The sequence below is a fragment of the Flavobacteriales bacterium genome, assembly GCA_016704485.1.
Taxonomy (GTDB): domain Bacteria; phylum Bacteroidota; class Bacteroidia; order Flavobacteriales_F; family PHOS-HE28; genus PHOS-HE28.
In genome coordinates this window covers 612,520-628,986 of sequence record JADJAA010000002.1, presented here as the reverse complement: position 1 = coordinate 628,986, position 16,467 = coordinate 612,520, and the positions used below count along the sequence as shown (strand labels likewise).

The following is a 16,467-nucleotide window of genomic DNA, read 5'->3' as shown; positions in this document are numbered from 1 at the left end:
CCAATGGACGGCAAGAAGAAGATCATCAGTATCCTCAGTATCACTTTCTGCGTTGCAGGAACCACGCTCAATGCGCAAAAGGGACTACTCAAATTAGGAGATAAATATTTCGAGGACTTCAGCTATTCAAAAGCGATCGAATACTACGAACAAGCATTCCACAAAAACGACGCTAGCAGTATTTTTCATGCTCGCCGTTTAGGAGAGTGTTACTGGAACCTCCGTGATACGCCGAATGCCGAGCGTTGGTACGCGATAGTGTCTGCTTCATCACAGGCAACTCCGGAAGACATATATCGTTACGCTGAGATGTTACGCGTTAGTGGGCAGTTTGCCGACAGTGAACTATGGTTGAAGCGTTACGCAAAACTTGTACCCGATGATAGCCGTGTGATCCTGCAAGAGAACGCGACTGAACGATTGAGCGAATTAATGGAAGGGTCGGCTATGACCCATAAGGTCACACTTGCGGACATCAGTAGTGGATCCTCGGACCTCTCTCCATTCATCCATGGAAATACGGTGTATTTCGCATCTTCACGGTCCAATCAATTCACTTCACGCCATACCCATAGCTGGAATGACCAACCTTTTCTGAACCTCTACACCGGCCGATTGGACCCGGATGGTTCCGTATCCAACATCAAACCGATGGGCGATGATATGAATACGCAGTACCACGAGAGCAACGCTGTTGTTTCCGCAGATGGCAGTGAACTCTATTTTACGCGCAACAACGTCGTCGAAGGCAGAGGGGTGCTTAGCGAAGAAGGCGTGAACAACCTACAGATCTTCACCCGATTAATGTTACCTGAAGGCTGGTCGAAAGAGACAGCCTTTCCGTACAATAGTCCAGCCTATTCGATAGGCCACCCGGCAATTACCAAAGACGGAAAGCGCCTCTACTTCACAAGTGATATGCCAGGAGGCCTAGGTGGAAAAGACCTATACTACAGTGATCGCGATGAACGCGGCGAGTGGACGGAACCTGTGAACTTGGGATCCGGCGTGAACACGGAAGGAGCAGAAATGTTCCCGTACGTACATGATGGGACGCTCTACTTTTCATCCGACGGTCACTTAGGGCTAGGTGGACTAGACCTGTTCCGAACTACTATTCGCGGTAAGACACACGGCCGTGTCGAGAACCTTAACGCCCCCATCAACAGTACTGCCGATGATCTTGGCTTCTGTCTGAATGACGCCGGTGAGATCGGATTCTTTACCAGTGATCGCGATGGTGCATTAGGAAAAGAGAACATCTACACATTCCGGATGCATAGTAAAGCCGAGGAAAATCGTGTTTGGGCAGGTCGCGTATTGGATATTGGAGATGCTCAACCTATACCATTCCTACCCATCCGTATTTTGGATATGGACAGGAACGAGATCGGGAGAACCGTTACTTCGATGGACGGCACCTATGAATTCTCGGCACCGAATAAGGCAGTTATTATTAGTGTAAAGATCCCTGGCGGATCGCTCTCCGAGCTACCTTCCGATGAATTCGAAGTGAATATGTTCAGCGATACCGATGTGCCGGACCTCTACGTGAACAGCATGATGGACCTTCCCGTGAACGCGATCATTCGCGACCAGCAGACCGAAGAATGGGTAGCCGGAGTCAACGTAACGGTGCGTGATATACGCGACGGAACCATCCTATTCATGGGAACTACCAATGACAAAGGGATAACACAAGGACAGATCCCGTATCGCCGTTTCGGTGAAGATGCCAGTTTTGAGGTAAGCATTGAACGCGATGGCTTTTTCACTCAGAAGAACGTTGTTGACTTTCGGATACTCGGATTCTCAGAACAAAGTCTGACCGGTCCGGAAGGTATTGCCCTATCTCCCGTTCTTACGGGCATCGACATTGCAAAAGCGTTGAACCTGCGCCCGATCTACTTCGACTATCGCGAGAATAAGATCCGCAGCGATGCCGCCGAAGAATTGGACCTAGTTGCAGAAGTGATGATCTCCAATCCGGGGATCAGCATTGCATTGAACTCACATTCCGACAGCCGTGCCAGCACAGAGTACAACGATGCACTGAGTCAGAAAAGGGCGGATAGTTCACGGCGATATTTGATCGAGCAAGGTATCTCACCGGAACGTATCTCTGCGAAAGGCATGGGTGAGCGAAAGCTCGTGAATAAATGTGCGGATGGAGTCGAATGCTCAGAGGAGGAGCATCAAATGAACCGCCGCACGGAGTTCATCATTACACAGTGCGTGGATTGTGGGTTGGCGAATGCAGGATCAAAACGATAAAGGTTCCGCACCGGAACACATCGCTAATGATATCGGGAGCGTTCCGATCAGTTCTTGAACAAAGCCTCCACAAAAGCGTTCTTATCAAACACCTGAAGATGATCGATGCCTTCACCTACTCCGAGGTATTTGATCGGAATACTGAATTGTTCACTGATGCCAATGGCCACACCACCTTTAGCGGTTCCGTCGAGCTTGGTTAGCGCCAACGCTGTTACATCGGTCGCTTTGGTGAATTGTTTTGCTTGCTCAATGGCATTCTGACCAGTGCTGGCATCCAGGACCAACAACACCTCATGTGGAGCATCGGGTATCACCTTGCGCATTACGTTACGCACTTTGGTAAGCTCATTCATAAGGTTCACCTTGTTGTGCAAACGCCCGGCAGTATCAATGATCACAATGTCTGCACCACGTGCCTTTGCACTCTCAACCGTATCGTAGGCCACCGCTGCGGGATCGGCGTTCATGCCTTGTTCCACCAACGGCACACCGACCCTTTCGCTCCAGATACGGAGTTGATCTACAGCTGCTGCACGGAACGTATCCGCAGCACCCAACACAACGCTCTTCCCTTCCTTTTTGAAGGCATGCGCCAACTTCCCGATCGTCGTGGTCTTGCCCACCCCATTCACGCCGACCACCATGATCACATAGGGCTTAACAGCGGGGTCGATCGGTTCGGGATCCTTCATCAAGGCAACGATCTCCGAACGCAACAAACCGTGTAATTCGCTTGTCCCAATGTATTTGTCGCGTTTTACGCGCTCTTGTAAACAACTGATGATCTTCAATGTCGTATCCACTCCAACATCACTGCTCACTAGGATCTCTTCAAGTTCATCGAGCACGGAATCGTCCACCGAGGTCTTACCCGCTATGGCGTGCGCGATCTTACCGAAAAGGCCGGTTCGGGACCGTTCCAAACCGTGGTCCAGGTCCTGTTTCTCGACTTCCGAAACCTCGGGTTCCTTCTTGGTCTTACCGAATAATCCGAATAATGCCATCAATAGTTGGACTTAACACCCATATGCTAAAAAAGGCCCTCCCATGAGGGACGGCCTTCTTGCGTACATTTCTTCAGGATATCACTTACCGGAGATCAGCTTTTCAGCGTCATCACTTGGTACTACCTGCTCAACAAAGCTCCAGCCGCCGGTCTTTTCCTTTTTGATCATGCGGATCACTTTGGTGAAGGTCTTGGCGTCAGCCTTCTTCAGGGTTGCAACGGTCTTCTTTGCCATGGCTTATTTGATCTCTTTATGAACGGTCATCTTGCGCATGATGGGGTTGTATTTCTTCAACTCCATGCGCTCGGTAGTGTTCTTGCGGTTCTTGGTTGTAATGTAACGTGATGTTCCTGGAAGCCCTGAGGTCTTATGCTCAGTACACTCCATGATCACTTGTACTCGGTTCCCTTTCTTGGCCATTGTGGGCTACTTTATTGCCCTGCCACTTTGCGCAGGGGCGGCAAAAGTAGGTGGATCTTTCGGATCTGCCAAATACGACGTGATCCATAGGGCGCAAATGCCCATTACCTCGCCATGGCGGCCTCTACATCCTCCAATTTCCTTGGGGATCCAGCGCTAAGATTCAAAGGATCTCCATCGGTCACCAGAATATCATCCTCGATCCGAACTCCGATGTTCCACCATTTGGGGTCACACGGACTATTCTCAGCTATGTAAATACCTGGCTCCACCGTGATCACATTGCCCGGTACCAAAGGACCGTAAGTGCCTGCATCGTGAACATCCAGCCCCAAATAATGGCTCGTTCCGTGCATAAAGTACTGCCGAACCTCACTTTCATCGGTGATCAACCCGTTCGCTATCAAACCCTTAACGATCACCGCAGTTGCGGCACGATGAGCGGCGTGAAAGGCATTGCCTTTGCGCACCTCAGCAATGCCGGCCTCCTGAGCATCATAGACCAAATTGTAGATGATCTTCTGTTCTGGGCTGAATTTCCCATTCGCCGGTAAGGTGCGCGTAACATCGGCCGTATATCCGTGGTATTCTGCACCAATATCACTGACCAACAGGTCGTTATGACCTAGTGTTCTACGATTCGTGAGATAATGCAATACGCAACTGTGCGGACCGCTACCTTGGATGCTAGGGAAGCCTTCATCTTCTGCACCATTGCTTTTGAAGACGTATTCCACGATTGCTTCAGTTTGGTATTCGGTCATCTCCGGTCGCAGCTTGGTCATAAGCTCATTCTGGGCCAAACATGTGATATCAATGGCTTTCCGCATCATGGCAAGTTCTTCGATCTGTTTTACCTCGCGTAATTGTGCCATCCAGTCCTGTAGATCAACGGCATTGGCCTGCGTTGCCTTGGTCGTGCTTGTCCGGAAATGATCCAGCAGCTCGCTCAGACTGGCTTTCTGGTGTTTATTACTCGTCAAATTCTCTGTGGTGGCTTGCACATAGATCTTATCACTTTCACTCCAATCGGCCTCCCAATCCAAGAACTCTTCCCCGGTCATGGCCGCTTCAAACCCTAGTGTTGTCAACGCGCCTTCCTTACCGGTCCTGAGCCCGTTCCAAACTTCTCTAGTCGGGTCCCGAGGTTGAACTACCAATAGCTCGCTCGCTTGTACTCCATTGATCATTCGAGGCTCTTTGAATACGAATACCATAGCATTCGGCTCGTTGTGTCCACTCAAGTAATAAAAATTGGGGTCCTGGTGGTATTCGTAATCGATATCATTGCTCCTGTTCCTTACTGGATTCGAAAATACCACGGCTACTCCGCCTCCCGGCAATCGTGCGCGTAATGTCGCTCGCCTATCCTTGTGGAACTCAGCTGGCAATAGATCCTCGTCATAGACGCCATTGTCGGGTTCTCCGAACTGCACCGATACAGGGATCTCTTGCGCCTGCATGGACACAGCGGTCAGAAATGTCAGTATGATGGGTATGCGGATCATGTTATGAATGCGAAAGCGCCATGCGAAGATATCCGCATGGCGCTTCCCAATAACGTGCTAAGTGTATTAAGCCGTTAGAAAGCCGCTCTCTTTGGCGCGCTTCAAGGCTGCACCAAGACCGATCTTATTGATCGTGCGCATGCCTGCAGCACTTACACGCAGTTTGATCCACTTATTCTCTTCCGCAACGAAGTATTTGCGGTCTTGCAAATTCGGCGCAAATGTGCGGCGGGTCTTACGATTGGAGTGGGATACCTTATTACCGGTGATGACGTGTTTACCGGTAATTTGACAGATCTTGGACATGGCGTTTTGAGTTACAGGGCTGCAAATGTATGGAAAATGGCCTCACCCTCCGACTTGGATCGAAAAAGAGAAAAAAGAACGCTGATTCCCATGATGATCATGATTGACAATGATCTATGAAAGGGGTGAAGAAGCAAGAAAGTTAGGAAAGCGAAAAGTGAGCGCCTGCTTGGTCTAAGAGAAGAAAAGACTCAATCTACAAGACACAAGTCACAAGTAACGCCAGCTGAGCTGTAAGCGAAGTCCCGTGCAGCGGGATTACAAGTCTTCAAGTGTAGTACGTCATCGATCATGTAGACTGTTCTAACCAAAAACAAAGAACAAAGTTCCGATCCTCTGATCATCTGATTTTCTGATCCCAAAAGCCTACCCCAATAGCTCCTTACGCAACATGCCCAATGCCGCATACCCGCTGCGTTTAATGACCAGTCCACGTGTACCTGAGAACTGCCCCATTTTGCTCACTACACCATCCGGTCCGGCAACTGCGATCCAAACCGTACCTACTGGCTTTTCGGGTGTGCCACCATCCGGTCCGGCTACACCGCTTATGGCAATGCTCCAATCGGTTTTTAGCGCTTCGCGAACACCGCTGGCCATCTTCTCCACTACGGGTTTACTTACGGCGCCTTCCAACTTGAGCATATCAGCAGGAATGCCCAGTTCCTCCATTTTTACAGCATTGGCGTAGCTGACAACCCCACCGGTAAAATAGGCAGAGCTGCCCGGTACACTCGTGATCAAATGGCTCACATAGCCACCAGTACAGCTTTCTGCCGTAGAGAGGGTTTTTCCTTGCTCCTTCAAGATCTTACCAACCGCGGCCTGCAACGTATCATCACCTTCACCGAATATCAATTCAGGGATCTCTTTGTAGAGCACGGTCGCTTGCTCATCCACGCGCTTTCGCGCTTCTGATGGGTCATCGCTGGCGTATGCACTTAAACGCAATTTTACCAATCCAGGGCTGGGTAGATACGCCAATTTGATCCCGTGTTGTGCAAGTCCATCCTCCCATTTTGCGATGCGTTCTGCCAAGTAACTCTCTCCCATTCCTGTAGTGAGTATGGTGCGGTGTACAATGGCTGGTGGAAGAAATTCATCGCGCAGCATCGGGATCACTGTCGCCTGCATCATCGCTTTCATTTCATATGGCACACCAGGCATGCTTACGTAGACTTTGCCATCCTTCTTGAACCACATTCCACTCGCAGTGCCGCGGTCATTGGGGATCACCGTACATGCTGCCGGAAGATCCGCTTGCGCGCGGTTCACTTCCAATGGATCGCGGCCCATCTGTTCAAAGAACGCATTGATCTGCGCCTCGATCTCCGGGTGACGGACCAACTCCGTATCAAAATATTCGCAGAGCGTGTGTTTGGTAATATCATCCTTGGTGGGACCCAAACCGCCGGTGATCAATACAATATCCGTGATCGCATCATCCAACGCCTCCACGATCTCCTGCTTGTCGTCGCCGATCGTCAGTACACGTTTTGATCGGATACCTGACAATGCCAGTTGCTCACCCATCCATCCGGCATTCGTATTGATGGTCTGACCGATCAATAATTCATCGCCAATACTGATAATGGTGGCTGTAATTTCTTTGGGCATTGTTTGCTTTTGGTTCCCGACAGCTGCGCGTTCTGATTACCGTAACGTGTCGACCCTCCCGGCTCAAGGCCGGGATGACAGGGTCGACGCTACTCTACGGGGTAGCCGAACAATTCCTCTTTGCTTAGCACTGTTACCGGGCCCAACTTCTCCAACACTTTCAGGTCCATACCGGCTTGCTTACCGATCACTGTATAATGGTAGGTGCGGCCTTTTACCTCTTTGTCGAAGAAGGTCTTCATGTCCTCTAACGTGATGCTCGGGATCTTTTCATAGCTGTCTTTGCGCAGGTCGTAGTTAATGCCTTTACGCTGATTCGCATCCCAGGTCCAATAGATGTTCTCTTTGGTTATACGGGTGCTGGCGATCACTTTCAAGGCTGCGGTCTTTGCGCCTTCGAATTGCTCTTTCGCCATGGGCATGTTGTTCATCAATTCCAACATCGCATCCACAGCATCCGGGAGTTTGTCCGCTTGGGTTCCTATGAATACACGCACATAGTGTGCATCTTCCTTCTTGCTCGGGGTTGTGTATGACGCACCAGCTCCGTAGGCCAGCGCTTTCGCTTCGCGGATCTCTTGGAATACGATACTGCTCAAACCGCTTCCGAAGTACTCATTGAAGAGTGACGCATAAGGTAGTTTGCTTACATCGAATTGACCTGCTTTTCCGTAGAACATCATCTCTGCTTGCACCATGTCCTGATCAGCAAAGTAGACTTTGTTCTCTGTGGTCGCTAGCTCTGGATAAAGGCGTTCGGGAGGATACTCCAATAAGTTTGCTGGTGTTTTGTGGTGCTTGTTGAGCAACGCCGTTACTTCGTCGGTGGATTTCTTTCCGTAGTAGAACACGTTGTGCTTGTAGCTGGTCAGTTGGTGGATACGTTCCAACATTTCTGCGCTGGTCAATGCTTCCAATCGAGCCAATGGCATAACATCATTGAATGCGTTCACCTTACCGAATTTCGCGTAGCTCGCAAGTCCTTCGTAAAAGATGCTATTCTTGTTCTTGGCTTGGTCCTGGCGGCTTTTGCCGATGTCTGCAACAAGTCCCTTCAACGCTTCGTCGTTGGGTTGTGCATCAGCAAGTAACTGCTCCAACAACTCTATACCACGTTCCAAGTTTTTTTCCAGTCCGGTAAGGGTTACATAACTACGATCCTCCGCCACGTAAACACTAATGCCCAGACCAAGCTTGAAGAGTTCTTGCTTGAATGCCGTCGGATCGTATTTGGAAGTTCCCAAGTATTCCAGATAACGCACTGCGACTCCGAGTTCTTTATCGTGATCGGTCCCCATATCCAAAATATAACGGAGGCTGAAAAGGTCGTTCGTCGGGTTCTTTACAACTGCCAATGGCACCTTGTTCGTTAAGGAGCGATGATCGATGGCCTTGTCAAAATCGACGAAAACAGGCGTTAGTGTGGCACTTGCGGTCTTTTCCCACTCGGTTCGCCAAGCGCTTTGCCCATCGCGCTTAATGTCCAGCGCTGTGATCTTCGGCTTATCCACTTTATGCACGCTCTTGTTCTCACCAGTGCGTTTGAAGACAGCCACGTAGTTGTTGCCGAAGTTCTTGTTCGCAAAATCGATCACATCCTGTTTCGTGAATTTGCCCATTCGCTCGAAGATCGCGACTTCATCAGCCCATTTCTTCTCGAGGATGAAGGCATCCGTCATGGCCGATGCCCGCAGACTGTTGTTCTCGTTCCAGTATTTGATCTGCTGTTGCTTTTGATCGTTGATCACTGCTTCCAATAACCAGTCCTCGAACTCGCCCTTTTTCAATGCTTCGACCTGTGCCAACAATAGATCCCGCACCTGCTCCAAGGTCTGTCCTTCTTTGGCCTCGCCGTGGATCATCATGTCCGAATAATTCGTGGATACATCCGCATAGCAGTATGAATCCAGCACTTTTTGGGCCTGTAACAAGTTGAGGTCGATCAAGCCGGCCTTGCCGTTCTGCATAATGCCTTCGATCATTTTCAACATGGGTTCTACCCCGCTTCCATACCCGTCAAAACGGTATGCAATATCAACCCATTCAGCATCCGGGCCGAACACCTCTGCGGTACGTGGCTCGGTGATAGGTTTTTCTACAGGAAATTCAACGACCGGAACTTCTTTGCGTTTCCAAGTGCCAAAGAATTTATCGACCATTGCTATGGTCTTGTCGTAGTCGATGTCCCCCGCGAGGATCACGGCCATGTTATTGGGTACGTACCACGTATCAAAATACTCGTGGATCTTTACCATGCTCGGATTCTTCAAATGTTCTCCGGTGCCTATGGTGGTTTGCGTACCATATGGATGTGTGGGGTACATCAGCTCGTTCAACTTCTGGTACGCTTGTCTGCCATCGTTATCCTGACCGCGATTGAACTCTTCGTAAACGGTTTCCAATTCGGTATGGAACAAGCGAAGAACTGCTTCTTGGAACCGCTCGCTTTCGATCATCATCCATTTCTCGAGCTCGTCGCTGGGCATGTCGTTGATGTATACCGTGCGCTCTGTGCTGGTATATGCGTTGGTGCCTTTTGCGCCAATGCTCTTCGCCATTTTATCGTACTCATTCGGCACTGCTTGGGCTGCGGCCAATTGGCTGAGACTATCGATCCGGTGATAGATCATGTCGCGGTTCGCTTGGTCGGTGGTATTACGACGTTCTTCGTACGCATCACTGATCTGCTGTAACAACCTGCTTTCTTCCATCCAATTCGCAGTGCCGTATTTGCTCGTGCCTTTAAATAGCATGTGCTCCAAGTAATGCGCTAGGCCTGTAGCTGTGGCCGGATCCTTAGTGCTTCCAGCACGCACGGCAATGTTGGTCTGAACTCGGGGAGCGTCGGTATTCCTGCTCAGCCACACTTGTAGGCCATTGTCAAGGGTATAGATCCGCGCTTCGAGCGGATCGCCTGGAACGCTGGTGTAGGTGTATTCCTTCTGTGCGAAGCAATTCGTTGACACCAAGAAGGCCAGTAGCAAAAGTGAAATAATACGCATGTTTATCTTTTTTGAGGATCACGAAAGTAACTCCCTTCGGTCGTATTCTTCATTCCTTATCCCGAATTCCTGATTCCCACACTTCACCATTTCAGATATGGTCATGCCTTGGGTAGTTTAATTCAAGGGCTTGACTTGAACCTCACAAGGAATTAAGTGAAGATCGATAGATCCGCTGGGAATCAGGAATTCGACCGAAGGGAGCAATTAGGAATCAATAATTCATCCATGCATCGTTGCCTTGGTGCCATACCGTGCGATCACTTCGGCCTCGTAGGCCAAGAACGCTTTCCAACGCGCATCAACATCCACCCTTCCTCCGTGTTTGCGAGCGAACCCGATGAACGTGGCATAATGTCCGGCTTCGCTCACCATGAGATCATTGTAGAATGTACGCAGTTCAGGGTCTTCAACCTCTTCGGTCAGAAGCTTGAAACGCTCACAACTACGTGCTTCGATCATGGCACTGAAGAGCAATCTGTCCACAAGACGTTCTTCCCTATTTCCGTGCTTGCGTAGGAACTGGAAAAGTTCGTTCACGTAATTATCCTTTCGCTCCGGACCTAGTACCCAACCCCGCGCATGGATCTTTTCGACGACCTGCCCAAAGTGTTCAAGTTCCTCTTGTGCAATTCGGGTAAGTTCACTCACCAGCTCGCTCAATTCCGGATAGCGTGTGATCATACTGATCGCATTGCTTGCTGCTTTTTGCTCACACCATGCATGGTCAGTGAGGAGGGTCTGCATGTCGCTGCGGATAAGCTCTGCCCAGTGGCGATCGGTAGGTAGTTGTAAGCCTAGCATGTGGGCAAAGGTCGGTTCTTATCCATTAGTACGAACCATCTTTGTAGCACGAATGGAGCGCAAGGACATACTTCTGGATCAAATAGAACAAGTAGGTAGAGCAATAGCGAAGGTGCTTGCCGATTTTTTTGGGTCGACTGCTCCTGGACTTATTGAAACCCGTGTCGACTTCGCCATAACGCAACTAAGAACGGAGCTTGATATTGACCTGACCAAATTTTTCGATCATGGTACGGATGCACTTCAGGCTCATTTGGTCTTAAGATATTTCGATCATATCCGCATAGAGCAATTGGCGGACCTATTGGTAACTATGGTAGAGCACACTGCAGATCGTTCTGATCCTCGAAAGAGCAAAATGCTCAACTTGTCCATGCGGCTTTATGATCTGGCCGGATCCATCTCAAAGACTTTTTCTCTCGAAAGACAGTCGAAGATCGATCGGGTCAAGAAGCTATCCGACAATTGCCGGTAGCATCATTCCCATTTACAGTCCTGATCGCTCGAATTCAAAGACCATGGTCGCACTCGCCCAACGCGGATCTGTTCTCTTTCGCATTTGTCTTGTAAGTGTTCTCATTTTCCGAGCGGCTTCGTTGTTAGCACAGATATCCATTAAGGATAGGGTCTCTCAGCAGTGGCTGCAAGCCTATGTAGAGCTAGCTGTAGATCACCGCTGGACCATTTTGGCAGATGGAAATTATCGCTCCGTGGATACTACCCCACATGGCGTACTTGCACTCGGTCGTATAGGAATTGGGTATCAATTCGGATCTGCATGGAGGCTCTCCATTGGCAGTGGATACACCGGTTCATGGAATTCCGCGGTTCGAATTGGAAATGAGATCCGACCGCATCAAGAGATCACACATAAACAAACCAAAGCGCGTTGGACATTTTCCAACCGTCTGCGGGTAGAAGAGCGCTATTTCAACTCATTCGATCCTTCCGGCCATGTGATCTCGACGAGTTTCAACTTCCGCTATAGATACCGCATTCATGTAGTTCTGAAAATGCTGCAATTGTCCGACCGTATAAAGGGAAGGCAACTTATCCTTGAGCTTGCGGATGAGGTATTCTTTCGTTCTGGTGGCATGAACGGTCATTTCCGGATCGATCAGAACAGGATCGTAGTCGGACCGGTCATACACCTGAACGCACATTCATCATTTAGCCTGCAATACAACCATCAGGTTGTTGCGCTTGGTGTTCCGAAGAACATTCGGATCGATAATGTGATCTGGTTGAGCTACCGACTCTTCTTCAGAGTAAACGTCGAGACGTGATAATTAATCTGGAGCGTAGAAATATGATCGCGTGAGCCGATTCCTTATCCGAGGACCTATTCCATCCGTTCCACCCAAAAACAAAGCCCCGCATCATTGCTGATGCAGGGCTCTATTTTCTATTGAATATTTAAGGCTGTATCACCACACGGTCAGTGAACACTTCGCCTCCAGAAGTGATGTTCACCACATACATACCGGCGGCAAGTTCTCCATGAAGATCGATCACTGTATTCACTTGACCATTGGAAACGGCTATGGTCCGCTGGACTAGGCGCTTTCCGCTAAGGTCATACAGATCGAAACTCACGGTACTTACATGGTCACCGATCCGGGTAAGCTTGAAATTAAGCAGTTCGCCCTGATTCGGGTTTGGCCACAAGGCTAATTCAGGATCCTGTTCCGAAACAGCGTCGATGGCATTGTTCTGTTGGCCACCCTGGACAGCGTTGTTGATATTCACCAAGCAAGACCTTCCCGCTTGGCAATAGACCCCTCCTTTGTATGCTTCCACCGTAACACTATAATTCTGACCTGGCTGCAATTGTGGAGCTACTGGAGTACCCCAACCCAATGTAAGATAGTAGGTCGGTACTTCGCGTACGATGGGTGTTACCAACTCAGCATTCGTAAAGGTGAATCGATATTTCGTTGCACCAGCTATAGGACGAGCATATAACCTGTCGGCCGCGGATGTGGTGAAATCACGGAACACATCACAGCTGTAGGCAAAGTGGCCTGGGACATCGAACAACAGCGTTGGTGCACAGTCTCCCAATGCTTCATTCCGTTGGAATCTGCAAGCAGGTCCCCAGTTCTCAGGCACATTGTTCACAACTGCACGTACCCGCACATTCAGTGGCAGTAGATCCGGGATGTGGCTACCTACAGCCCAGTTATTCACCTTCATGTGGCATGTACGACTTGAACCCACGTTACCGAAATTATCACTTACGTTATGGCGGCGTTGACGTACGAAGCTAAATGTTCCATTAGGATCGTAGAACCAGAAATCATAACCGGTCGTACCTGACTGAACAGCACTGGAACCATTTGGCACCCATTCCGCTGCGACATCTGGATCTTCATTCACTACCAGGTATTCACCAGCCTGCCAGAAGTACTTATCGCAACTGGTATAGAGCAGTTCCGCTTGTCCCATAGGGACCTGGACCGCACCATTTGAGCTCAGTACAGTTGGGCTTGTTGTGAATTCCACGATCTGGTTATTACCGGCAACAGCTGCAACGCTATTGTCTATCAAGCGGGTAAAGGGAGGATCTGCTAAACGTAGAATGTATGATGCTCCGACAGGCAAGCCTGTAACGATCAGTTTGAATTTGCCATCAGGAACACAAGTGAGGTCCGAGTGTACGCCGGGATTGGTCCATGGAGTTCCTCCACCTGTTTGTACCAAGGTATTGTTTGTGGCATCACGTAATTCCCATGCAGGCGAAGTGCCTAAATTGCCTTGTGTAACATCCAAAGAAAGGTCTGTGGTACAAGTTGCTCCTACGCAGACGCAATCACCCATACCGTCACTTTGTAAGGATCCGATCGTGAAGCCCGGTATCGCAGGGCATGCCGACCCGATCTGGCCAGGGGTCATGATGCAGCTATCATCAAGATCACAAACGCCATCGTTATCCACATCGCCATCAACGGTGATCTGGAACGTACATGTGTTGGTGCATATGTTCGCATCCGTGAACGAATACGTTATGGTATGCGTTCCCACTCCGGCTGCGGACGGATCAAAGTTGCCTGCACTAATTCCTGTTCCGGAATAGGCCCCCAACAACGGTGTACTTTCCGCCAATGCATAGGCTGGAGTAAGTATGCAAACAGTTGAATTAGGCAAGCAAGCCATTACTGGCAATGCGTTCTCAGTTACGGTTACCGCCGCAGTTGCTGCGATAGTACAAGGTGCAGTTGCAGCAACACTGTACGTGTAAATACCCGGTGTCATGGTAGAGGCATCGTAATTGTTGCCAATGACCGCGCTCGGCCCACTCCATGTTCCTCCAGCAGTTGGGCTGCCTGTGAGTGCCAGGAATAGATCCGCGTTGGTGCTGGAAGCACAAACCGTGATCGTACCATTCATACCTGCGTAAGGAACGGCTTGTTCAGTAACGGTAACGGTTGCTGTTGCGTTACCAATGCATGGTGAGTTCGGCGTAACGGTGTATGTATAAACGCCAGGCGTCATGGTCGAAGCGTTGTAGTTCCCACCAATTACCGCACTCGGTCCGCTCCATGTACCACCGGTTTCCGGTAATCCCATCAGGGCCACGAACAAGTTGTCCGTAGTACTGGTTTCACAAGCGGTAAGCGTACCATTCGTACCAGCATTCGGTGGAGCTATGGCCGTAACACCAACATTGGCGGTTGCGGTACATCCTACTCCAGTAGTGGCAGTGGCTACGTAGCTATGCACACCGGCTGGGATGTTCGATACAGTTGCTGTTGCAGTTGTATTGTTGGGTCCTGAATAACTCACCGAACCAACGGTTCCTGGGCCGCTGAATGATGCAGTAGCTACACCAGTACCATCTATTGTGATGTCCCAATCTTGGAGCGTACCAGTGTCCAGATTGGCTCTGTCAAATACACGTAATGTGTAGCTTCCATTTACTGGGCAACCATTCAAGTCTCCCGCTGGCAAGGTGTAAATGCCCGTATTCGGCGTGCCGACCAAGGGTCCTTCTGGTGCAAATGTGCCGGTGAACGGTGCAGAACCAGAAGTTATCCCGGTTGCTGCGCCGGTTTGGAATATCGTACCGGTATAGTTGTCTCCATTACCACCATTTGATGTAGATAGCTCGAGGGTGCCACAGTTTGCCGGACCCACCAAAAAGATCTGTACGTCGGCATCCCACGTATGCGTGATATTCACACCAACGGAGATCGTATTATTCGCGCTGATGTTGCCCGAACCACCTACCACGCTAATGGAGTTGGATGCACCAGTTGTGCTATTGTCCGGTATTGCAATTCCTAGACTACCACTGGATCCACCTGCGCTATAGGCCGGCCGTGTTAAGGTTGCAGTGAGGACCACTGAACCTCCTTCGCATACTGTTGGTGCACTTGCACTGGAAGAAATTCCGGGGCTCGGGTTTACAGCGACAATTACACTTCCAGTGGATGAACATCCATTAACACCTGTCTTTGCAGTATATATGTATTCACCAAGTGCTGCTAAACTCACATTGGAAATGCTTGGGTTCTGAACCGAACTGCTGAATCCGCCAGGGCCGCTCCAATTGAAGTTGGTCGCGCTACCTGAGCTTAGCGTACCGAACAGATTCAGTGTATTGCCAACACAGACCGGACCATTACTCGCAGGAGCAACACCAGGTGCAGCTCCCGTACAATACCCGAACCGGATGCGAGGACGCGTGGTTTGGGTTCCGTTATAAGTAGATGTTGCACAGAGCGTGTTGTTGTTATCAACACGTGTACTCACTGACCCTCTGAAGCTCAGTCCCGTTTGCCACTCCACACGAGCGTTGTTCGTAGAGGTGTTGGGGTTGTTCCACCACCCTATATAAGCGTTCTCACTACCATGGCAGATCTGCACTAGGATATTGTCGCTGCCATTCCATACTATTGGAGACGCAAGCGTAAACGAGTTCAGACCGGACGTAGGATAATAGTCCGTGGGTCCGAATTGTTGCGTTGGTGTGGCCAGAAAGGAATTATTCCCTAACTGTGTAGATCCCGTGGTGCCTGCATATAAAGTAAACCGTTCGTGGTTTCCTGCACTACCTAATGAAGTAACATACCATTGGATCTCAGTGATGGTTCCCGCCGACATACCGGAGGCTGATAGTTCAGATCCGCGAAACAAGTATTGGGCTTTGTGACTTTCGTAGTAATCACCGAATGGTGTAGGGTAACTCGTGGTCGAGTTGCTGCCATTGGTACTACCTATGGTAACGTAGGTCTGCGCATTGACCACACTTTGCATGACCATTGCCGCGCCCAAGAAGGCTGCTACTCGAGGCAGTGTTCGCAACAGGGCGTGTTGATGAGAGTGAACGTTTTTCATGTTCTCTTGGTTTAATTGAACTAAAAGATCGGCTTTCGGCAGACTAGCGGCTGCCATCGCTGGTAGAGTCTCTGGAGACCCACGTGGGCCTCGGATCACAACTGCCTTATGTTCCGGTCTTCGGCATAAGGATGAAAAAACCTTGGGAGAGGTCAAGCTTTTTGTTGATTGTTTTACTTATGAAGC

Annotated in this window: 12 protein-coding genes; 3 read left to right on the top strand and 9 right to left on the bottom strand. The window is 49.8% G+C overall.

Annotated elements, in window-relative coordinates; translation table 11 throughout:
- Positions 1–3 precede the first annotated feature (3 nt).
- Positions 4–2,274, top strand: coding sequence for an OmpA family protein (locus IPF95_13810; protein ID MBK6475760.1), 2,271 nt, complete (start codon positions 4–6; stop codon positions 2,272–2,274).
- A gap of 47 nt (positions 2,275–2,321) precedes the next feature.
- Here the strand turns inward: IPF95_13810 and ftsY are convergent, their stop codons facing one another.
- From ftsY to IPF95_13770, 8 genes are all read right to left on the bottom strand, one after another.
- Entirely contained in the window at positions 2,322–3,281 is a 960-nt protein-coding gene (gene ftsY, locus IPF95_13805; GenBank protein ID MBK6475759.1) for a signal recognition particle-docking protein FtsY, read from the bottom strand.
- Positions 3,282–3,362: 81 nt separating this feature from the next.
- Entirely contained in the window at positions 3,363–3,518 is a 156-nt protein-coding gene (locus tag IPF95_13800) for a DUF4295 domain-containing protein (GenBank protein ID MBK6475758.1), read from the bottom strand.
- Positions 3,519–3,521: 3 nt separating this feature from the next.
- Positions 3,522–3,704: a 50S ribosomal protein L33 gene (gene rpmG / locus IPF95_13795; protein MBK6475757.1), complete on the bottom strand. Its 183-nt coding sequence runs from the start codon at positions 3,702–3,704 to the stop codon at positions 3,522–3,524.
- A 104-nt stretch (positions 3,705–3,808) separates the two neighbouring features.
- Positions 3,809–5,212, bottom strand: coding sequence for an aminopeptidase P N-terminal domain-containing protein (locus tag IPF95_13790; GenBank protein MBK6475756.1), 1,404 nt, complete (start codon positions 5,210–5,212; stop codon positions 3,809–3,811).
- 66 nt (positions 5,213–5,278) lie between these two features.
- Positions 5,279–5,518: a 50S ribosomal protein L28 gene (gene rpmB, locus IPF95_13785; protein ID MBK6475755.1), complete on the bottom strand. Its 240-nt coding sequence runs from the start codon at positions 5,516–5,518 to the stop codon at positions 5,279–5,281.
- Positions 5,519–5,884: 366 nt separating this feature from the next.
- A complete protein-coding gene (locus IPF95_13780; GenBank protein MBK6475754.1) occupies positions 5,885–7,135 on the bottom strand; it encodes a competence/damage-inducible protein A in 1,251 nt (416 codons plus the stop codon).
- Between the two features lie 89 nt (positions 7,136–7,224).
- On the bottom strand, positions 7,225–10,137 hold the full coding sequence (locus IPF95_13775; GenBank protein MBK6475753.1) for an insulinase family protein: 2,913 nt from the start codon (positions 10,135–10,137) through the stop codon (positions 7,225–7,227).
- A gap of 222 nt (positions 10,138–10,359) precedes the next feature.
- Positions 10,360–10,941, bottom strand: coding sequence for a tRNA-(ms[2]io[6]A)-hydroxylase (locus IPF95_13770; protein ID MBK6475752.1), 582 nt, complete (start codon positions 10,939–10,941; stop codon positions 10,360–10,362).
- 52 nt (positions 10,942–10,993) lie between these two features.
- On the opposite strand from IPF95_13770, the gene IPF95_13765 reads away from it, so the two are divergent.
- Positions 10,994–11,416 carry a hypothetical protein gene (locus tag IPF95_13765; protein ID MBK6475751.1) on the top strand — a complete coding sequence of 141 codons (423 nt, stop codon included), beginning with the start codon at positions 10,994–10,996 and terminating at the stop codon, positions 11,414–11,416.
- Positions 11,417–11,459: 43 nt separating this feature from the next.
- On the top strand, positions 11,460–12,227 hold the full coding sequence (locus IPF95_13760; protein MBK6475750.1) for a DUF2490 domain-containing protein: 768 nt from the start codon (positions 11,460–11,462) through the stop codon (positions 12,225–12,227).
- Positions 12,228–12,357: 130 nt separating this feature from the next.
- On the opposite strand, the gene IPF95_13755 is transcribed toward IPF95_13760, so the two are convergent.
- On the bottom strand, positions 12,358–16,281 hold the full coding sequence (locus IPF95_13755) for a T9SS type A sorting domain-containing protein (GenBank protein MBK6475749.1): 3,924 nt from the start codon (positions 16,279–16,281) through the stop codon (positions 12,358–12,360).
- Positions 16,282–16,467 lie beyond the last annotated feature (186 nt).